We start from the raw sequence: 19,038 nt of genomic DNA on the forward strand, positions 1-19,038 counted from the left end.
GCCGCGACGCGCGCTCAGCCCTCGGTCCACCGTCGCAGCGCTTCGCGGGACGCACGCGCGGTCTCCGCACGGGACTCCTCGTCGTCCTCGGCGGTCGGGCTGGTGTCGTCGTGCGCCGGGCTCGGCGCAGCGGTCCACTCCGACAGGTCCACGGGCAACGTGGGGACCCCGCCCTCGTCGGGATCGGGGCGCTCGGGCGCCACGTCGGCGAGGTAGGCGCCCAGCGCCACCGGGTCGTAGGCATCCGTCTGCATCGACGTGTCGATCGCCGAGTCGCTCGGGGCCGGCACCTGCTCGAGGAGCGCGATCGCGTCGTCGACGTCGCCCTGCCCGTGCCGCACGAGTTCCGTTCCGTCCGTCGCTTCGGCGAGCGAGGCGAGAAGCTTCTCGGCGTCGGAGACGACGACCTCGTCATCCGTGTCGACGCCGTGGACGAGCCACTTCGCGAACTCCAGCTCGGCGAACAGCCGTGCGCGCGAGAGAAGTGCGGCGTCCGAGGCGCGATGCGAGGCCGCCGCGTACGCGTCGTGCACCGCGTCGGCCGCCGCGGGCGCGCTGCCCAGCCACCGGAGGTCGACGGCCGGGTCGCCGATCGACAGTCCGTGCCAGCCGAGCAGCCCGACAACGGCGGGTGTCTCGGCGACATCGTCGAAGATGAGCGAGGTGACCTCGAACCCGTCGAGCACGACGGTGGCCTCGAAGCGCCACGCGGCGTCGTCGTCGACGAGGGTGCGCCAGCGGTCGCGGAGGGCCCGCGGCAGTCGGCCGGAGGCGTCGGCGCGGTCGATGATGCGCGCGGTGTCGGTGCGCACCTGGTCGGCGGAGCGCACCGGGAATCCCTCGGCGCGGATCACGGTGACCGGAAGATCGTGGACCGCGGCGAGGGCGCGGCCGATCAGTCCGGCGAAGCCCGCTCCGGGCGGGATGTCGGAGGCGTCGACGCGATAGCCGTCGATGTAGTCGGCCACGACGGCGTGGCCGGTGCCGAGAGAGGTCTGACCCAGGATGCGGGGCGCCGCGAACGGCAGCAGGCTCCGCACACCGGCGCTCAGCGACTCGAGCACGCGGGCCTCGGTGCGCACGGCGCGCCCGGCCTCGTCGTCCTCGGCGACGCGCACCACGAGTCGTCGACCGTCGGCCAGCTCGACGAGGGCGGATTCGACGCCGCCTCGCTCCTCGCTGCCCAACCGGCTCGCGCCCACGATGGTGGCTCCCGGCAGGGCCGCTGTCACCGACGCGGCTAGAGTGAGAGGAGAGCGTGGCATTCCCTCAGGGTAGGTCGACGGCCCCCGACAGCGCCGGTCGCCACGCCCGTCGAGGAGGTATCGGTGACCGCATCCACCGCCGGCGAACCCCACTCCGAGCGCGACCGGTTCGATCGGGCCGCCGACGAGCGTTCGCGTCCGGATCTGCTGACGCAGCTGCGCGCCGACCCGGACTCGCGCGTGCTCGTCGTCCGGGGCGACGGCCTGTTGCTCGATGCCGACGCCGACTCCGTGACGCTGCGTTTCGTGGGTCCCGCGGAGGTGGCCTCGGCCGAGTGGGCCTTCCTCGGCCGGTCGTCGTCGGGGGAGGCGCTCCTGCTCGCCGCGCTCGACGGCTCCGCCGACGACCCTCACTCGTCCGAGCGCCGCCCGCTGCGGGAGGTCGGCGGTGAGCTGAGCGCCGAGCAGACCGACCTCGCCGTGACCGCGGTCGCGCTGGGACGCTGGCTGCGCGATCACCCCCACTGCTCGTTCTGCGGCGCACGCACCGACCTGCGCGAGTCGGGCTGGTCGCGGCGATGCCCCGCGTGCGGACGCCTGCACTTCCCCCGCACCGACCCCGCTGTCATCGTCGCGGTGAGCTCGCCGAGCCGTCCCGCCGAACTGCTCCTCGGCTCCAACGCCGCGTGGCCCGCCGGCCGGTACTCGTGCTTCGCCGGCTTCGTCGAGGCGGGGGAGTCGCTCGAGGACGCGGTGCGGCGCGAGGTGCACGAGGAAGCGGGCGTCGAGGTGACCGAGCTGCGGTACCGCGGCTCGCAGGGGTGGCCCTACCCGCGGTCGTTGATGCTGGGATTCCAGGCGGTCGCCGCCCGCCCCCAGACCGCGATCGCCGACGGCGAGGAGATCGTCGAGGTGCGCTGGTTCTCGCGCGACGAGATCGGCGCAGCCCTCGCCGGCGCCGGCGACGTGACGCTGCCGGGGCCCGCATCGATCGCGCGACGCCTCATCCAGGAGTGGTTCGAGGCGCAGTCGTGAGCGAAGGGATCCTCGCGGACCTCGATGACCAGCAGCGGGAGGCCGTCCGTGCCGTCCGCGGGCCGGTGAGCGTGCTCGCCGGTGCCGGAACCGGGAAGACCCGGGTGATCACGCGGCGGATCGCCTTCGGCGTCGACAGCGGCGCGTATTCGCCGGGGCGCGTCATGGCGGTCACCTTCACGGCGAAGGCGGCGGGCGAGATGCGCGGCCGCCTCCGGGCACTGGGTGTCCCCGGCGTGTCGGCGCGCACGTTCCACTCCGCGGCTCTCGCGCAGCTGAACTTCTTCTGGCCGGGGGTCGCCGGCTCACCCGCTCCCCGCATCGTCGACAACAAGGTGCGCGTGCTCGCGCAGGCGGCCGAGCAGGTCAAGCTCCGGCTCGACACGGCGACCCTGCGCGACATCGCCTCGGGGATCGAGTGGCGCAAGGTCACGATGCGGACGGTCGACGACTTCGCCCGCGACCGCCCCGGCGGGGTGGGCGGCGTCGATGCCGGTGCCGTACGCGAGGTGCACCTGGCGTACGAGAAGCTCAAGGACGAACGCCACCAGCTCGATTTCGAGGACGTCCTGCTCGCGTGCGCGGGCATGATCGAGGCCGAGCCGCGGGTCGCCCAAGCGGTGCGCGAGCAGTATCGGCACTTCACCGTGGACGAGTTCCAGGACGTCTCGCCGCTGCAGAACCGCCTGCTCGATCTCTGGCTCGGTGATCGCTCCGACCTCTGCGTCGTCGGCGATGCCAGCCAGACCATCTACTCCTTCGCGGGCGCCAAGGCGGAGTACCTGATCGAGTTCGGCCGCGCGCATCCGGATGCCCGTCACTTCCGGCTGGAGCGCAACTACCGCAGCGACCAGCCGATCCTGCGGGTGGCGAACGCGCTGATGCGCGGCCGCCCCGGCGCGCTGCAGCTGGCGACCGACCGGGGGGCCGACGCCCCGGTGCCCACCGTCACCCGGTTCGACGACGACGCGCACGAGGCGGTCGCCGTGGCGGGACGCATCCGGGCGCAGCTCGACGCCGGCATCGACCCCCGCACGATCGCCGTCCTGTACCGGGCGCACGCGCAATCGCGCGAGCTGCTGACGGCGTTCGCCGATGCGGGGATCGCGACGACGGTGCTCGGCGGCAAGCGCTTCTTCGACATGCCCGAGGTGCGCCAGGCGGTCATGTCGCTGCGGGCGGCATCCGTCGCGCCGCTCGAGAGCGGGTTCCGCGACAGCGTGCGCGACGTGCTGCGCTCGCTCGGACTCACCGCCGAGCCGCCCGCGGCGGGCGGGGCGCTGCGCGATGCGTGGGAGGCCCGGTCGGCGCTCATGGCACTGGCGGACGAGGCCCCCGAGGGCATCACTCTGCGCGAGTTCACCGACGACCTCATGGCCCGAGCCCGCGATCAGCACGAACCGGCGCTCGCGACGGTGACCCTGTCGACGCTGCACGCCGCGAAGGGCCTGGAGTGGGATCACGTGCACCTGATCGGTGTCTCGGAGGGGCTGCTGCCGATCTCGTACGCGCAGGGCTTCGAGCAGATCGACGAGGAACGTCGGCTGGCGTACGTGGGCATTACGCGGGCCGCGCGTACGCTGTCTCTCTCGTGGGCGTCGAGCTCGGGACGATCGACCAGGCAGGGATCGCGTTTCCTTCAGGAGATCGGCACGCGCACGCTGGATGAGGTCTCCGCGCGTCCCACCGCCGGCGGGCCGAATCAGCGACGAACGTCACCGCGTGGGAGTGCAGGCGCGACCCGATCTGCCCGCTGAGCGCCCTCCCGGCGAACGTCACGGCCTCAGCGAGCAGTGTGCCGGATGTCGGGGCGCCCGGCCTCGACATGAGCTGCGAGGCGACGGAGGGCCAGAGCGGGTCGGCGTCGCGGCGCGCGGCGGCGTCGCACGCCAGGCAGGCACCGGCGCCGGGCGTGACGAACGGGCCCACCGTGATGCGATCGCCCGCGAGCACGAGAGGGAGATGCGGCACGTCGTCGCGCATCAGGCGCACGTAGCGCGCCGGGTCCGGCACGAACGACTCCAGCAGGATGACGGTGGTCGCCTCGTCGGGATCCCGCACGAGGTCGATGTGGTCGGAGAGCAAGCGGCTCGCGTGCACGGCGATCGCGCCGTCGATCGGGTCCGCCACCCGTAGCGCGGCGCGGGGGCGCTCGGGCGCCGACACGAGCACCGGGTCGAGCGCGTGCAGAAACGCCTCGACCGCCGCTCGGTCGGCGTCGTACGACGACGCGATCGCCACCGCATCCTCGCCGCTGATACCCGAGGCGAGGCTGCGCAGCAGGATCTCCTGCCAGGGCGTCGGGTCGACCAGGCGCAGCCCGCGGGGAACGCCGAACTGCAACGTGCGCGTGTCACGCCACACCGGCGGACGGGAGGGATCGAGGTGCAGCATGCGTCGAGTGTGCCCGCCGCCGCCCTCGACGCCGCCTTGTCCACAGGGGGACCCCCGCGCTGACGTGCGGGGGAGGAGAGGTCACACCGGAGTGGGCCCCTGCGGTCCCTCGTCGCCGGTCTCCTCGGCTAGCAGCTGCTCGAGCGCCTCGTCGAAGGCGTCGCGGGCGGGCTCTTCTCCCCGCGCGCGTGCCGCGAGCCGCTCGATGAGCGCACTCGGGTCGTCGATGTCCTCGGATCCCGGCAGCAGGTCGGGGTAGTCCCACAGCGCGTCGCGCGCCGCGACGCCGACGGCGTCGGTGACCGCACGCCACATGGCAGCGGCCTCCCGCATCCGTCGGGGGCGCAGCTCCAGCCCGACGAGCGACCCGAGCGCCTTCTCGGCGGGACCGCCGACCGCGCGTCGGCGACGCACGACCTCGGCCACGCGCACCGCGCTGGGCAGGCGAGCCGTGGCGTCGGCGGTGACCACGTCTACCCAGCCCTCGATGAGGGCGAGGAGGTTCTCGAGCCGGGTGAGGGCCGCGGTCTGCTGCTCGCTGCGCTCGGGGAGCAGCGCGCCGCTCTCGAGCAGGCGCTGGAGCTCCTCCGGCTGCGACGGATCGAAGCTCTCGGCGAGCTCCTCGAGGCGACCGGTGTCGACGTGGATGCCGCGGGCGAACTCGGTGACCTGAGCGATGACGTCCAGGCGCAGCCAGCGCGCGTGCCGGAACAGGCGGGCGTGGGCGAGCTCGCGGGTCGCGACGTACAGCGCGAGCTGGTCTTCGGGGATCTCGAGCCCCTGGCCGAAGTCGGCGAAGTTCTGCGGCAGGATGCCGGCGACACCGGCGGGCATGACGGGAAGGCCCACGTCGCCGCCGCTCACGACCTCCATCGAGAGCCGGCCCACGACCTGGCCGAGCTGAGTGGCGAAGAGGGAGCCTCCGACCGATCGCATCATGCGCCCGGCGCCCTGCAGCATGCCCTGCATCTCCTCGGGTGCCTGCTCCGCGAGCGTCGCGGTGAGCGCGTCGGCGATGCTCGTCGCGACGGGCTCGGCGAGCTCGCGCCAGACCGGCATGGTCGCCTCGACCCAGGCGCCGCGCGTGATCACGCGCGGCTGCTCGCTGAGGTCGGAGATCGTGGTGGCCTCGCCCAGCCACAGCGTCGCGAGCGAGAACGCCTGGTCGAGGTCGGCGCGGTCGCCCGAGCCGACGCCCAGATCGCTCTGATTGGCGATGTGCAGGGCCTGCCGCTCGGCGACATCCCACGAGATCGAGCCGTCGGAGGAGGTGAAGGCGCTCTGCATCTGCTGCATCATCTGCGCCATCATGGCCGGGTCGATGCCCATGCCCTGCAACTGCTGGAGCTGCGCGGGATCCATTCCGTCCGCGCCGAACAACTGCCGGAGGAGCTCCTGGAACTGCTCCTCGGGGCTACGGTCGTCCTCGTCTGCCACGTCAGGCGCCTTTCAGCCGGGGGATAACGTCCCGTTCTACGCTAGTCGCAGGGATACACCGCTCAGCCGGGCGAACACGAAGTCGCCGTACGCCGGCCGCGAACGGCCGATGAAAGAGGCACTGTGAGTTTGTTCGAGGACCCGGCGTTCGCGCCCGCCCCGCCGCGGCGCCGTCTGCCGCGTGCCACCGTCGCGGGAATCTGGGCGCTGGTGGTGGCGCTCGTGGCGCTGCTGGGCATGTCGTTCCTGCCGAGCCCGTACGTGATCGAGCGGCCGGGGCCGGTGTACAACACGCTCGGTGACATCACCGATCCGGACGGCGAGAGCCTGCCGCTCATCTCGGTCGACGGTGCCGACACCTATCCGACCGGCGGATCGCTGGATCTGCTGACGGTGCAGGTGGTCGGCTCGCCCGAGCACCGCCTCTCGTGGGTCGATGTCGCGCTGGCGTGGTTCGATCCCACCAAAGCGGTCGTGCCGCTCGAGCAGATCTTCGCCGTGGGGCAGACGAGCGAGCAGCGGGCGCAGCAGAACACCGCGCTGATGGTGGACTCGCAGGCCGACGCGAGCGCGGCGGCCCTGACCCATCTCGGCTACGACGTCTCGCCGCAGCTGATCGTCGCGGGCGTCGCCGAGGGCAGCGCCGCGACGGGCGTCCTGGAGCAGGACGACGTCATCCTCGCCGCCAACGGCACCCCGGTCACGCGCGTCGAGGATCTGCGCGTCATCATCAACGAGGGCGAGGGGCAGCCCGTGTCCTTCCTCATCGATCGCGACGGCGTGGAGCAGACCGTGACCGCCACCCCGCAGCTCGGCACCGGCGAGGCGGCCGGCCTCTGGCAGGTGGGCATCTCGCTCTCTGTCGCGTACGACTTCCCGTTCGACGTCGAGGTGCAGCTCAACAACGTCGGCGGTCCGTCCGCCGGCATGATGTTCGCGCTCGGGATGATCGACGTGCTGACCCCGGGCGAGCTCAACGGCGGCCAGCAGGTGGCGGGCACGGGAACCATCACCGCGGACGGCACGGTGGGCCCGATCGGCGGCATCCGGCAGAAGCTCTGGGGAGCCCAGGATGCCGGGGCCGACTACTTCCTGGCGCCCGAGCGCAACTGCGACGAGGTCGTCGGTCACGTGCCCGACGGGCTGCAGGTCATCTCGGTGGCGACGCTCGACGACGCCGTCTCGGCGCTCGACACGATCGCGGACGGGGGCGACGTCGCATCGCTCCCGACCTGCGTCGCGAGCTGAGCGCGCTCAGCGGCGTCGCACGCGCACGCGCTGCAGGCACGCACCGGCCGCCACCGCGGCGAATCCGGCGACCGCGAGGACACCCCACGCCGACGCGTCCGGGGCGCCCGTCGCCGCGAGCGCGTCTGCGAGCACGGGCGCAGCGGACGCGGCGAGGTCGGTGCTGAGCGGCCGGAACTCCACCCGGAGCGCGCGTCCTTCGGGCGCGACGATGGATGCCGTGCCGTCGATGACCTTCGCGACCCCCAGCAGGCGGTCGCCGTCGAAGACGGCGGCGACACCCGACGGCCTCGCGCCCGCGCTTAAGCCGATGCCGTCCTGCGCCACCGATGCCTCGACGCGCAGCGCCCCGTCGGCGATGCGCGCGGTCACACTCGTGGCTCGCGCGCGCACCTCGAAGGCGATCGCCTCGGACCGTGACGTGTCCACTCCCGCTTCTCCCGTGAAGACCGCGGAGAGCGTGTGGCTCCCCGGCGCCAGCGCCGACAGCGGCACCTCCCACGTGGCGCCGTCCGCGCTCGACGAGGCCGCGTCGTCGTCGTCGAGGACGAGCAGAGGGGTGTCGCCGTCCCAGAGCGTCATCTCTCCGGTGACCGCGCCGGTGCCGCCGGTCCGGCGCACGTCGAGCAGGATCTCGCCGTCGGCGTCCGCTGACGCCTCCGTGCCCGCGACGATCAGGCGCGCCGTGGTGGTCACGGGGGAGTAGTCGGCGGCGGAGGCCGCGTCGTCCGCGACGAATCGCGACGACGCGTCGCTGACGAACACCGCGCGTGCCGTGTTGGTGAGCCCGTCCAGCGTCGCATCGGACAGCACGGCCGCTCCCGCCGCGAGCGGAACGGTGGCGAGGTACCGCTCGTCGTCGAAGAACGAGATGGATCCCGTCGGGGACGGACCCGACGCGGACCTCGCGGTGGCGCGGAGGGTCACCGGGGCTCCGGGGGCCGCCGTGTCGATGCCGACGACGTCGACCGACACCTCCACCGCTCGCGGCGCGACGAGCAGCGTGTGGGAGGCGACGCCGCCCGCGTGCGAGCGTTCCCCCGTGTCATCGGCGGGATCGGAGTAGACGGCCGTGACCTGTGCCGTACCGGGCGCCGGCGCGGGGAGGGCGAGTCGGAACCGGCCCTGCGCGTCGCCCTGCGCCTGCCCGAGGGGGACGCCGTCCAGCAGGAACTCCACGATGCCCTCCGCCGTGGGGACGCCGGCGTGCCGCACGTCGACGGCCAGCTCGACCGGTGCGTCCGGGGCGACCTCGTCCGTCGGTGACGCCCAGACGATGTCGGCGGCAGCGGTCTCGTCGTCGCTCGCAGGAGCCGCCGCCGTGCGCGCCGCGCTCGTCGCCGCGGCATCGGGCTCCGCCGCGGAATCGGCCGGAGCCGTCAGCAGGCTCGACGTCGTGCACCAGTTCCAGGTGTCCTGCACGCGGGTGCCCGGTCCCGGCGTGTGCCGATAGGGCGCGGATGCGGCGGCACGGTGCCAGTCGTCGCCGCCGAAGGAGGCGACGATCTCCTGCCCGGGAACCCCGTCCAGGGCGACGAGGGCGCAGGAGCTCCGGGCATCCGTGTACGTCTGCACGCTCCCGCGTGCGGTGAACGACGTCTCACCCGGCGCGCGCGTCGAGATGGTGAGCGGGGGGTTCTGGACGGCGATGCTGGGCGGGGTGTCCGGGAAGAACTGCACGAGCAGCCAGGTCGTCCCGCCGGCATCCTGTCGCGTCACGGTTCCGATCGAGAAGTACGGGTACGACGGGCGCAGCACCACCTGGTAGGTGCCGGTCGTGCCGCGGTACGCGGCCGGGGTGTCCGGGGTGAACTCCAGGCGGACGTCCGCGCGTTCGTCGCGCGCGAGCGCACGGCCGAGATCGAGGGAGAACCGTCCCTGCCCGTCACGCGGCCTGGCCTGATCGATCAGACGATCGCCGAGCCAGGCCGAGACGACGCCGTCCATCATGCCGTCCTCGAGGACCCGCCCCTGGTTCTGCCACGTCTGCCGGACCTTGCCGGTCAGGGATCCGGAGCGTTCCACTGCCGCGCCGACCGCGCCGTCGACGTCGATGCGCGTCGTGCGCTGCTGCGTCCACCGGAACGTCACGGCCGCCGGGCCGGTGTGCGCGCTGATGGCGGGTACCCCGCACGCCGCGCCGCAGGCGCTCGGGGCGAGATAGCTCGTGCCCGCGTCGCCCCCGGTCGCCGCGATGACGGTGTGCGGGCGGATCGCCGAGGCCAGGATGTCCAGGATGCGCCCCGGCCCGCTCTCGCTCCGGGCGGGCTCGCCATCGCGTTGGGCGGATCCGCCCCACCCGGCGCTCAGCCCGCCGCCGCCGCCTCCGCCGCCGTTGAGGGCGAAGCCGTAGCCCTGCGCGTTCTCGCCGCCCCGGGCGCCGCTGCCCGGCTCGCAGGCCGCGCGCACGGACCACGGGCTCCCTGCATCCCACTGGCGGCTGGGGTGACCGGCGACGACGCGTCCCACGGCCGATCCGTCGCGGGAGGTGAGCCACGACGCGTCGACCGCGTAACCGCCCGACGCTCCGCCGCCGCCTCCGGCGATCGCCACGACCTGCGACGCGGCATCGCCGCACGAGATCGCATCGCGGTGGCGCAGGATCATCGTGGCGTCTCCGCCCGCCCTGCCCGATCCGGCGGTGTTGGCGCCGGTGCCGCCGGCGGCCGCGGAGAGTGCGGGATAGAAGCCGTCGGCCCGCGGACCGAATCGCACGTCGAGCACGGTGCCGGGCTCGAAGGCGGTCGTCGTGAAGCGATACGAGGCGCCGGCACCGCCGCCCGCCCCGACGCCGGGGGCGCCCGAGACGGTGATCTCCAACGGGCCGGATGAGGCAGGAACCGTGAACGAGTCGGTCAGGCTCTGCGGGGTCAGGGTGACCTCGAACGCGTCCGGCGTCGAGACGGCGGCGGCGGGCTCGGCGGCGACGATGGTGCCGGCGGAGACGACTCCCGCGGCGAGGAGGGCGGTCACGGTCACTGCCGCGACGCGTCGGATGGCGGACATGCTTCCTCCCCTGACCGGCGCTGTGCCGGTGCATGCGGTCGCCCGATGGTAGCGGTGCGGGCCCGCGCGACGCCGCCGCGCTGAGCGATTCTGCTCGCTGGCAATCTCCGCAGCATCCGCTCGGCGTTCCCCCAGAAGGACGCTCGTAGGATGGAGGGGTGACTTCGACCTCTGCGCCGACGCCCGTCCCCGTAAACCGCTCCCGGCGGGTGATCGCGATCTCCCTCGGGGTGGTCGCCGCGTTGGCCGTGGCGTTCTTCCTCTTCGCCAACCTCTACGCGGACTGGGCCTGGTACGACCAGCTCGGCATCAGCTCCGTCCTCGTGACGCAGTGGGTGGCGCGCGTGGCCATGTTCGCCGTGGGCTTCCTCGGCATGGCGATCCCGATCTGGATCGCCATCCAGCTGGCCTACCGCCTCCGCCCCGTCTACGTGCGGCTGAGCTCCCAGCTCGATCGCTACCAGGAGGTCGTCGAGCCGCTCCGGCGTCTCGCGATGTGGGGGATCCCGATCTTCTTCGGCTTCTTCGCCGGGTTCGCGGCGTCCGCGCAGTGGGAGACCACGGCGCTGTGGCTCAACGGCGTGCAGACCGACACGGTCGACCCGCAGTTCGGTCTCGACACCGGCTTCTATCTCTTCGCGCTGCCGTTCTACTCGGGCCTGCTGGGCTTCGCGTCGGCCGTGGTGCTGGTGAGCCTGCTCGTCACCGCGCTGGTCTCGTACCTCTACGGATCGGTGCGCATCGGACAGCGTGAGCTCCGCATCTCCAAGCCCGCCCGCATCCAGCTCGCCGTCATCGCCGGCCTCTATCTGCTGCTGCAGGCCGGCAGCCTCTTCCTCGACCGGTTCCGCACGTTGACCGAGCCGGGCGACCGGATCACGGGCGCGAGCTACACGGCCGTCAACGCGACGATCCCCGGGCTCGCGATCCTCTCTATCGTCGCCATCATCGTCGCCATCCTCTTCTTCGTCACGGCCGTCATCGGCCGCTGGCGCTACCCGCTGATCGCGACCGCGCTGCTCGTCGTGACGTCCCTCGTCGTGGGCGTCGCCTACCCGTGGATCGTCAACACCGTCCAGGTGCGCCCCAACCAGCGCGCCCTCGAGATGCCGTACTTCGAGCGCAACCTCGAGGCGACGAAGACGGCGTTCGGCATCGACGGGCTCGAGACGACCGACTACGACGCCGTCACCGACGCCGAGCCCGGCCAGCTGCGCTCGGACGCCGAGACGACCGCGTCGATCCGCATCATGGACCCGGCCATCATCCAGCCGACCGTGCGTCAGCTGCAGCAGTACCGCCAGTACTACTTCTTCGACGACCCGCTCGACGTCGACCGCTATCAGATCGACGGCCAGTCGCAGGACACCATCGTCTCGGTGCGCGAGGTCAACACCAACGGGCTCGGCGACGCGGCCTCGTGGCAGAACTCCACCCTCGTCTACACCCACGGCTACGGCCTGGTGGTCGCCAAGGGCAACGAGCGCACGACCGACGGAGACCCGGTCTTCATCGAGAGCGGCATCCCGTCGACCGGCTTCCTCACGGAGCAGGACTACGAGCCGCGCGTGTACTTCGGCGAGAACTCGCCCGCGTACTCGATCGTCGGCGCCCCGGCCGACACCGCCCCGATCGAACTCGACTACCCGTCGGGCAGCGACGGCGGCAACGACACCCGTACGACGTTTGACGGCGACGGCGGACCGTCGATCGGCAACGTGTTCAACCGGCTCATCTACGCCCTCAAGTTCCAGTCGGAGCAGATCGTGTTCTCGGACGCGATCAACGAGGAGTCGCAGATCCTCTACGACCGCGACCCCGCGACCCGCGTGCAGAAGGCGGCGCCGTACCTGACGCTGGACTCCGACCCGTACCCGAGCGTCGTGGACGGCCGGATCGTCTGGATCGTCGACGGCTACACGACGAGCGACCAGTACCCGTACTCGACGGCGACGAGCATGTCGCAGGCCATCGAGGACGCCAACAACCCGACGCCGCGCGTCGCGCTCGACAACGTCAACTACATCCGCAACTCGGTCAAGGCCACGGTCGACGCCTACGACGGCTCGGTCACGTTGTACGCGTGGGATGAAGAGGACCCGCTGCTGCAGGCATGGCAGAAGGTCTACCCGTCGACGCTCACCTCGATGACCGAGATGTCGGCCGATCTCATGAGCCACGTGCGCTACCCGACCGACCTGTTCAAGGTGCAGCGCGCGATGCTCGGCGAGTACCACGTCGACACGGCGCTGTCGCTCTACGAGCGGGACAACGCGTGGTCGACCCCGGCCGACCCGCAGAACCCCGACGTCAACCAGCCGCCGTACTACCTGACCATGCAGATGCCCGGTCAGCCGGCGCCGAAGTACTCGATGTTCACGAGCTTCATCCCGCAGTCCACGGGCGCCGATTCGCGCAACGTGCTGATGGGCTACCTGTCGGTGGACTCGGATGCGGGCGGCCAGGACGGCGTCAAGAGCGAGGACTACGGCAAGCTGCGACTGCTCGAGATCACAGCCGACACGACGGTGCCCGGCCCCGGTCAGGTGCAGAACACGTTCAACTCGGATCCGGGTGTGTCCTCGCAGATCAACATCCTGCAGCAGGGCCAGTCCGAGGTGCTCAACGGAAACCTGCTGACGTTGCCCGTCGGCGGTGGCCTGCTGTACGTGCAGCCGGTGTTCGTGCAGGCCTCCAGCGGCACCCAGTTGCCGCAGCTGCAGCGCGTCCTGGTCGCCTTCGGTACCGAGATCGCATTCGAGAACACGCTGAACGAGGCGCTGAACGCGCTGTTCGGCGGCGACTCGGGTGCGAACGCCGGTGACGAGGAGGTCGCACCGACCGACCCCGAGACGCCGACCCCGGAAGACGGCGGCACCACCACGCCGACGATCCCCGCGGCCGACTACCAGGCGGCCCTGCAGGACGCGCAGCAGGCCATGCTGGACCGCAACACGGCGATGCAGGCCGGTGACTGGACGGCCTACGGCGAGGCCGACGGTCGACTGACCGCCGCCATCGAGCGCCTGCTGGAGCTTGAGGGGCAGTGATCCCGCCCGCGTGACAGAAGAACGCCTCCCGCATCGCGCGGGAGGCGTTCTTCGTTGCCGGGGGACGATCCCGTCAGCGCGACGGCGTCACGCGGTCAGCAGCGCCCACCAGATCATCAGCAGGGTCGCACCGAAGCCGGCGATCTGGTTGATCCAGAGGAAGCGGCGCCATCCGGTCGTCGCGCGTTCGCACGTCTCGTCGGTGATGCTGCGATACGGCCACAGGGCGAGCAGGTACGGCACGACCAGCAGGGCGCCCAGCGGCCCTGGCCACGTCGTCAGGAGCATGACGAGACCGGCGACGAGGTACGCCGTGAGAGCGAAGCGCACGGTCCACCGTGCGCCGCGCACTGTGGCGATCGAGGCGATCCCCGCCTCGCGGTCCGCGGTGACGTCCTGCACCGCACCGAAGGCGTGCGAGGCGACGCCCCAGATCGCGAAGGCCACGATGATCGCGACCAGCGCGGGCGTCCACTCGGCGCCGGCGAGCACGAGGCCGTACACGGCGGGGGAGAAGAAGTGGATGCTGCTCGTCATCGAATCGGCGAACGGCACCTCTTTGAGCCGCAGGGGCGGCGCCGAGTAGAACACCACGAAGAACAGGCTGATCGCCAGCACGAGCCACGACAACGGTGAGCCGACGACCACGAGGTAGACCACGAAGGGCAGGCACGTGAGCGCCGCCGCCCACAGCGTGATGGTGTGCAGGCGCCGGTCGAGCACCGCCCCGTGCGCGCCGCCCTTGCGGGGGTTGCGCAGGTCCGACTCGTAGTCGAAGACGTCGTTGATCCCGTACATCGCCAGGTTGTAGGGCACGAGGAAGAACAGGGTGCCGAGGATCAGGGTCAGATCGATCTGGCGCGTGGTCAGCAGCACCGCCGCGGCGAAGGGGAACGCGGTGTTGATCCAGCTGACGGGGCGCGACGACAGCAGCAGCGTGCGCAGCACGCCGGCGGGGCGGGGGTCGGTCACGAGTCTCCTCGACGGGGAAGGAGCGCGAGCACGGCGGGGACGCCGAAGGCCGCGCAGATCGGGTAGGAGAAGTCCTCGATCGGCGCGAGGCCGATGCGGATGCCGCTGAGGTGCGTCTCGGGGTAAGTGAACAGGTCCGCGGCGATCATCAGGTTGTCGAACACGGCGGTCAGCACCACCAGCACGATGGCGGCGACGAGCGACGCGCGCATCCGGCGTCCGAATCCCGGCCGCCGCGCGCTCCACAGCGTCACCGCGGCGGTGATCAGGACGAACGGCACGACGATGAGGGCGTAGGTCACGTCTGATCCTTCCGCGCCCGCGCCCGCGGCCGGATCCGCATCGCGGCCGCGTGGACGACGAGCGCCAGATAGCAGAGGAAGGCGAGGAACACGGGTTCCTCCAGCGGCAGGTGCGGGGCGAGGTCGATCCCGAGCAGCAGCGGGCTGTCGCCCTTGACGAAGACGCCGGTCGCGATGCCCACCGCATCCCACGCCAGGAAGAAGAGCGTGCCGATGCCGACCGCGGCCGCGCTGCGCCCGGGCCGCGCCCACAGCGCCAACCGGAATCGCGCGTCGAGAGCGGCGATGCCGGCGGCGCTCAGCAGGATGGCGGCGAGGTACACGCCCGGCATCAGGCCGGATCCGTCGCGGGTTCCGCCAGGGGCCCTGCGGTGCGGTCGCCGCGCAGTCGTTTGATCACGAGCTCGGCCGAGATGAGGCACATCGGCAGACCGATGCCCGGCAGGACCGAGGCGCCTGCGTAGTAGAGACCGGCGACCTTGCCCGATGCGTTGCGCGGGCGGAACAGGGCCGACTGGCGCAGCGGGTGGGCGAGACCGAGCGCGTTGCCACGCCAGGCGTGCAGGTCGGCCTCGAAATCGCCGGGCGCGATCGTTCGGCGCACGACGATGCGCTCACGGAGGTCGGGGATGTCGCACCACGCGGCGATCTGGTCGATGGCGGCATCGGCGGCGCGCTCGATGACGTCGTCGCCGGTGCCGTCGGCGCCCCCGCGCCCGAGTGCGGGATCTGCGGGGATGGGTACGAGCACGAAGAGGTTCTCGTGACCGTCCGGGGCCACCGTGTCGTCGGTCGCGCTGGGACGGCAGACGTAGAGCGAGGCGGGGTCGGGGATGTGCGCGTCGGCACCGAAGATCGCGGCGAAGTTCTTCTTCCAGTCCTCGGTGAACAGCAGGGTGTGGTGGGCGAGCGCGGGCAGCTCACCGCGCACCCCGAGGAGGACGAGCAGCGCGCCGTAGCTCGGTGTCTTCTTCTGCCACCACTTCTCGGGGTACGTGCGCTCTGCGGGCGCCAGCATCCGCGTCTCGGTGTGGTGCAGGTCGGCGGTCGAGACGACGATGTCGGCGTCGAAACGCCGGCCGTCGGTCGTGACGGCGCCGCGGGCGGTACCGTCCTCGGTCAGGATGCGGGCCACCTCGGCACCCGTCTCGACGACCACACCGCGCCCACGCGCCAGGCGCGCGAAGGCCTCGATCATGGCCGAGAACCCGCCGCGCGGGTAGCGCACCTGGTCGTCGAGGTCGAGGTGGCTCATGAGGTGGTACAGGCTGGGCAGCTCGTAGGGCGAGCCGCCCAGGAACACGCCCGCGTACCCGAGGATCTGACGCAGCCGCGTGTCGGTGAAGCGCTTGTCGATGCGCGTCTGGAGCGGCACGGTCAGCAGCGACGCGAGGGTGCCGAGGCGCCGCACGACCGCCGGGTCGGCGAGGTTGCCGTAGGACTCGTAGGTGTCGTAGAGGAAGCGGGAGACGGCGAGGTCGTACGCCTCGCCCGCCGAGTCGAGGTAGGCGTCGAGTGCGGCGCCCGCCCCCGGCTCGATCGACTCGAACAGCGCCCGCACCTCGTCGCGACCCGACACCACGTCGAGCGGAGCGCCGTCCAGCGAGGACTCCGCGTAGACGCGGTAGGCGGGCTCGAGCGGCACGAGGTCCAGCTCCTGCGCGGACGTGGTGCCGAGCAGGCGGAAGAAGTGGTCGAACACCTCGGGCATGAGGTACCAGCTCGGCCCGGTGTCGAACCGGAAGCCGTCGCGCTCCCAGCTGCCGGCACGGCCGCCCAGCTCGTCGCGCCCCTCGAGGAGGGTCACGGCGTAGCCCTCGTCGCTCAGGAGCGACGCGGTGGCCAGACCCGCGATCCCGCCGCCGATGACGACCGCCCGCTGCGCGCTCATCGTCGGCTCCCGCGGGGCTCGGCGCCCCACCAGGCGCGGGCCGCGAGGGCGGCCTTCTGTCGTGCGGGAACGCTGACGCGCTCGGTGCCGCGGTCGTGGCGGAGCTTCTCGGACAGGGCGGCGAAGAGGTCGTGGGCGGCGGTGACCGCGCGCCGGCAGTCCGAGGGGAGCTCCGGGATCATCCCGGCGGCGAGGGCCAGGTCGTCGTCGATGCGGTCGAGCACGTCGTCGCGGGTGCGCCGCGTGCCGTCGACCCCCAGGTAGTCGCGCCCCAGCGCCCCGGCGTCGTGGTCGAGGTCGCGGAGGAAGTTGACGTCCTGGAAGGCCCGACCCAGCGCCCGCGCGCCCGCGACGAGCTCGGCGGGGGGAGGAGTGGGGCGCCGCCGCCCCGCGTTCTCGAAGACGGCGAGGCACATGAGCCCGACGACCTCGGCCGAGCCGTAGACGTAGGCGTCGTGCGAGCTGTCGTCGTGCGCGGTGGCGGTGAGGTCGGTGCGCATCGACGCGAAGAAGGGGCCGGTGAGCGACTCGTCGATCCCGCACTCGCGGGCGGTCAGCGCGAAGGCGTGCACGACGAGGTTGGCGCTGAAGCCGCGGGCGACGGCATCCCGCGTCTCCTGCTCGAGCGCGTCGAGCACGGCGCCGCGTGCGGCCGCGTCGAGTCCCGCCTCCTCGGCGGGACCGTCGACGATCTCGTCCGCGACCCGCACGAGGGCGTAGACGTTGCGGACATGCGGGCGGGGCCGGGGGCCGAGCAGGCGCGTCGCGAGCGAGAACGAGGTCGAGTAGGCGCGGATGACGGATGCCGCGGCACCCACGGCCGTCCTGTCGTACAACCGGAGGCCGGTCGCGGTGTCGTCACGTGGACTCACGGGATGCGTTCTCCGATTCGGACGGCGAGCTGATCGATGAGACGGTGGGCGGGTTCGGGCAGATCCGACGCCGCGGTGCGCGCCGCATCCAGTGTGCCAGCGATCAGGGTCGCGAGCCGTTCACGCGCGCCGCTCGCATCGAGCACCCGCTGCGCCTGGAGGACGGCGACGGGTCCGGTGTGGGCGACCGCCAGGGCTTCGCTCACCGCATCCCAGGTGGGGCTCTGCCGCGCGAGCGAGATCAGGGGCGTGCGCTTGGCGGCACGGAGATCCACGCCCACGTCGCGCCCGGTCTGCACGGTGGTGCCGAAGGCGCCGATCAGGTCGTCGACCAGCTGGAACGCGAGGCCCAGGCGGCCGCCGCTGACGCTCAGCGCGGTGAGGACGGCGTCGTCCGCCCCTGCGAGCATGGCGCCGGCCCGCAGGGGGGCGTCGAACGAGTACACGGCCGTCTTGTCGTGCGCCGTCGTCAGCACGTCGTCGGCGCCGAGGTCGCCCGCTCCCAGCGCGTTCTCGACGTCGGCCAGCTCGCCCGCCGCCGACACCGTCACCGCGTCGTCGAACAGTCCCATGAGGGACGCCCGGACGGTGCTCGGCACGTCGGCGAGGGCGATGAGCCGTGTCGCTTCGTAGAGGAGCAGGTCGCCGCCGAGGATCGCGGCGGCGGTGCCGAGATCGGATCGGCCGGTCGCATCCGCTCCGAGCGCGGCCCCGCGCACCTCGAACTCGCCCGCGATGTTGGGGGCGCCGCGGCGCTCGAGATCGTGGTCGATGACGTCGTCGTGCACGACGAACGCCGCGTGCAGGAGCTCGAACGCGGCCGCCACCTGGTACACGGCCGGCAGTCCCTCGTCGCGTCCGTCGAAGGCCTGGTACGCCGCCACCACGTTCGCGGGGCGGAACCGCTTGCCCCCGCTCGCCGCGCGGGTCACGGCGGCCGCCAGCACGTCGAAGCCCTCGCCGAGCCCGCGTGCGCGGTCGCGGATGCGAGCCAGGGCGCCGTCGACGGCGTCGTCGATCCCGGCGCGGACGGCGGGGGAGAGGGCGTCGATCATCGAGCGGCCACCGGGGTGCTGCGTCGTGCCGACGTGAAGAGGTCGAGCTGTTGCGCCTGCAGCACCAGCCACGGGCTGAACGCCCACGGTGCGGCGTCGAGCGCCGCCACGAGCTCGCTCGGCTCCACCCAGCGGGTCTCGACGACCTCGTTCGGGTTCGGCGTGAGCGGGGACGCGGCGCGGGCCGTGTACACCGGGCAGATCTCGTGCTCGACGATGCCGCTGGCATCGGTCGCGCGGTAGCGGAAGAGCGGGAGGGCGAGCTCGATGTCGGCCAGCTGCAGGCCCAGCTCGGACTCCGCATGGCGCTTGACGGCGTGCAGGAGCGGCTCGGCGGGGCGCGGGTGACCGCAGAACGAGTTGGTCCACACGCCCGGCCAGGTGCGCTTCTCGAGGGCGCGACGGGTCACGAGCACGCGCCCCTCGTCGTCGCGGACGTGGCACGAGAACGCCAGGTGCAGGGCCGTGTCGGTGCCGTGCACGCTGCTCTTGGGGGCCGTTCCGATCTCGTTGCCCTCATCGTCGACCAGAACGACATCATCGGTCGTGTTCATGAGCCCTCCCGTTTGCT

Annotated in this window: 14 protein-coding genes; 4 read left to right on the top strand and 10 right to left on the bottom strand. The window is 72.2% G+C overall.

Annotated features, from left to right (window positions below; all coding sequences use genetic code 11):
- Positions 1-14 precede the first annotated feature (14 nt).
- Positions 15-1,265, bottom strand: coding sequence for an aminoglycoside phosphotransferase (locus AB0N73_RS08625; protein WP_363562413.1), 1,251 nt, complete (start codon positions 1,263-1,265; stop codon positions 15-17).
- Between the two features lie 63 nt (positions 1,266-1,328).
- Between AB0N73_RS08625 and nudC the strand changes: the two genes are divergently transcribed.
- Both nudC and AB0N73_RS08635 read left to right on the top strand, forming a co-directional pair.
- Positions 1,329-2,240 (top strand): NAD(+) diphosphatase, encoded by a 912-nt coding sequence (nudC, locus tag AB0N73_RS08630; protein WP_363562415.1) that lies wholly within the window; start codon positions 1,329-1,331, stop codon positions 2,238-2,240.
- Positions 2,237-3,997 carry an ATP-dependent helicase gene (locus AB0N73_RS08635; protein ID WP_363562417.1) on the top strand — a complete coding sequence of 587 codons (1,761 nt, stop codon included), beginning with the start codon at positions 2,237-2,239 and terminating at the stop codon, positions 3,995-3,997. Before nudC ends, AB0N73_RS08635 begins: the two co-directional genes overlap by 4 nt.
- A 718-nt stretch (positions 3,998-4,715) precedes the next feature.
- Here the strand turns inward: AB0N73_RS08635 and AB0N73_RS08640 are convergent.
- Entirely contained in the window at positions 4,716-6,071 is a 1,356-nt protein-coding gene (locus AB0N73_RS08640) for a zinc-dependent metalloprotease (protein ID WP_363562419.1), read from the bottom strand.
- A 123-nt stretch (positions 6,072-6,194) separates the two neighbouring features.
- Here AB0N73_RS08640 and AB0N73_RS08645 point away from each other — a divergent pair, with 123 nt between their 5' ends.
- A complete protein-coding gene (locus tag AB0N73_RS08645; protein ID WP_363562421.1) occupies positions 6,195-7,319 on the top strand; it encodes a S16 family serine protease in 1,125 nt (374 codons plus the stop codon).
- Positions 7,320-7,325: 6 nt separating this feature from the next.
- Here the strand turns inward: AB0N73_RS08645 and AB0N73_RS08650 are convergent, their stop codons facing one another.
- Entirely contained in the window at positions 7,326-10,325 is a 3,000-nt protein-coding gene (locus AB0N73_RS08650; RefSeq protein ID WP_363562423.1) for an Ig-like domain-containing protein, read from the bottom strand.
- A gap of 158 nt (positions 10,326-10,483) precedes the next feature.
- Here AB0N73_RS08650 and AB0N73_RS08655 point away from each other — a divergent pair, with 158 nt between their 5' ends.
- Positions 10,484-13,375 carry a UPF0182 family protein gene (locus tag AB0N73_RS08655; protein ID WP_363562425.1) on the top strand — a complete coding sequence of 964 codons (2,892 nt, stop codon included), beginning with the start codon at positions 10,484-10,486 and terminating at the stop codon, positions 13,373-13,375.
- An 87-nt stretch (positions 13,376-13,462) separates the two neighbouring features.
- Here the strand turns inward: AB0N73_RS08655 and AB0N73_RS08660 are convergent, their stop codons facing one another.
- The 7 genes from AB0N73_RS08660 to idi are packed head-to-tail and all read right to left on the bottom strand — an operon-like array spanning position 13,463 to position 19,021.
- Entirely contained in the window at positions 13,463-14,347 is an 885-nt protein-coding gene (locus tag AB0N73_RS08660) for a prenyltransferase (RefSeq protein WP_363562427.1), read from the bottom strand.
- A complete protein-coding gene (locus AB0N73_RS08665; RefSeq protein ID WP_363562429.1) occupies positions 14,344-14,649 on the bottom strand; it encodes a lycopene cyclase domain-containing protein in 306 nt (101 codons plus the stop codon). The genes AB0N73_RS08660 and AB0N73_RS08665 overlap by 4 nt, the downstream gene beginning before the upstream one ends.
- Complete coding sequence (locus tag AB0N73_RS08670) at positions 14,646-14,981, bottom strand: lycopene cyclase domain-containing protein (protein WP_363562431.1); 336 nt, start codon at positions 14,979-14,981, stop codon at positions 14,646-14,648. The genes AB0N73_RS08665 and AB0N73_RS08670 overlap by 4 nt, the downstream gene beginning before the upstream one ends.
- The gene (crtI, locus tag AB0N73_RS08675; RefSeq protein ID WP_363562433.1) at positions 14,981-16,540 is read right to left on the bottom strand and encodes a phytoene desaturase family protein; all 1,560 of its coding nucleotides are present in this window, start codon (positions 16,538-16,540) and stop codon (positions 14,981-14,983) included. Before crtI ends, AB0N73_RS08670 begins: the two co-directional genes overlap by 1 nt.
- On the bottom strand, positions 16,537-17,412 hold the full coding sequence (locus tag AB0N73_RS08680; protein ID WP_363562435.1) for a squalene/phytoene synthase family protein: 876 nt from the start codon (positions 17,410-17,412) through the stop codon (positions 16,537-16,539). Before AB0N73_RS08680 ends, crtI begins: the two co-directional genes overlap by 4 nt.
- On the bottom strand, positions 17,409-18,467 hold the full coding sequence (locus AB0N73_RS08685) for a polyprenyl synthetase family protein (protein ID WP_363562437.1): 1,059 nt from the start codon (positions 18,465-18,467) through the stop codon (positions 17,409-17,411). The genes AB0N73_RS08680 and AB0N73_RS08685 overlap by 4 nt, the downstream gene beginning before the upstream one ends.
- On the bottom strand, positions 18,464-19,021 hold the full coding sequence (idi, locus tag AB0N73_RS08690; RefSeq protein WP_363562439.1) for an isopentenyl-diphosphate Delta-isomerase: 558 nt from the start codon (positions 19,019-19,021) through the stop codon (positions 18,464-18,466). Before idi ends, AB0N73_RS08685 begins: the two co-directional genes overlap by 4 nt.
- Between the last annotated feature and the right edge of the window lie 17 nt (positions 19,022-19,038).

The organism is Microbacterium sp. NPDC089189 (genome assembly GCF_040685095.1).
Taxonomy (GTDB): domain Bacteria; phylum Actinomycetota; class Actinomycetes; order Actinomycetales; family Microbacteriaceae; genus Microbacterium.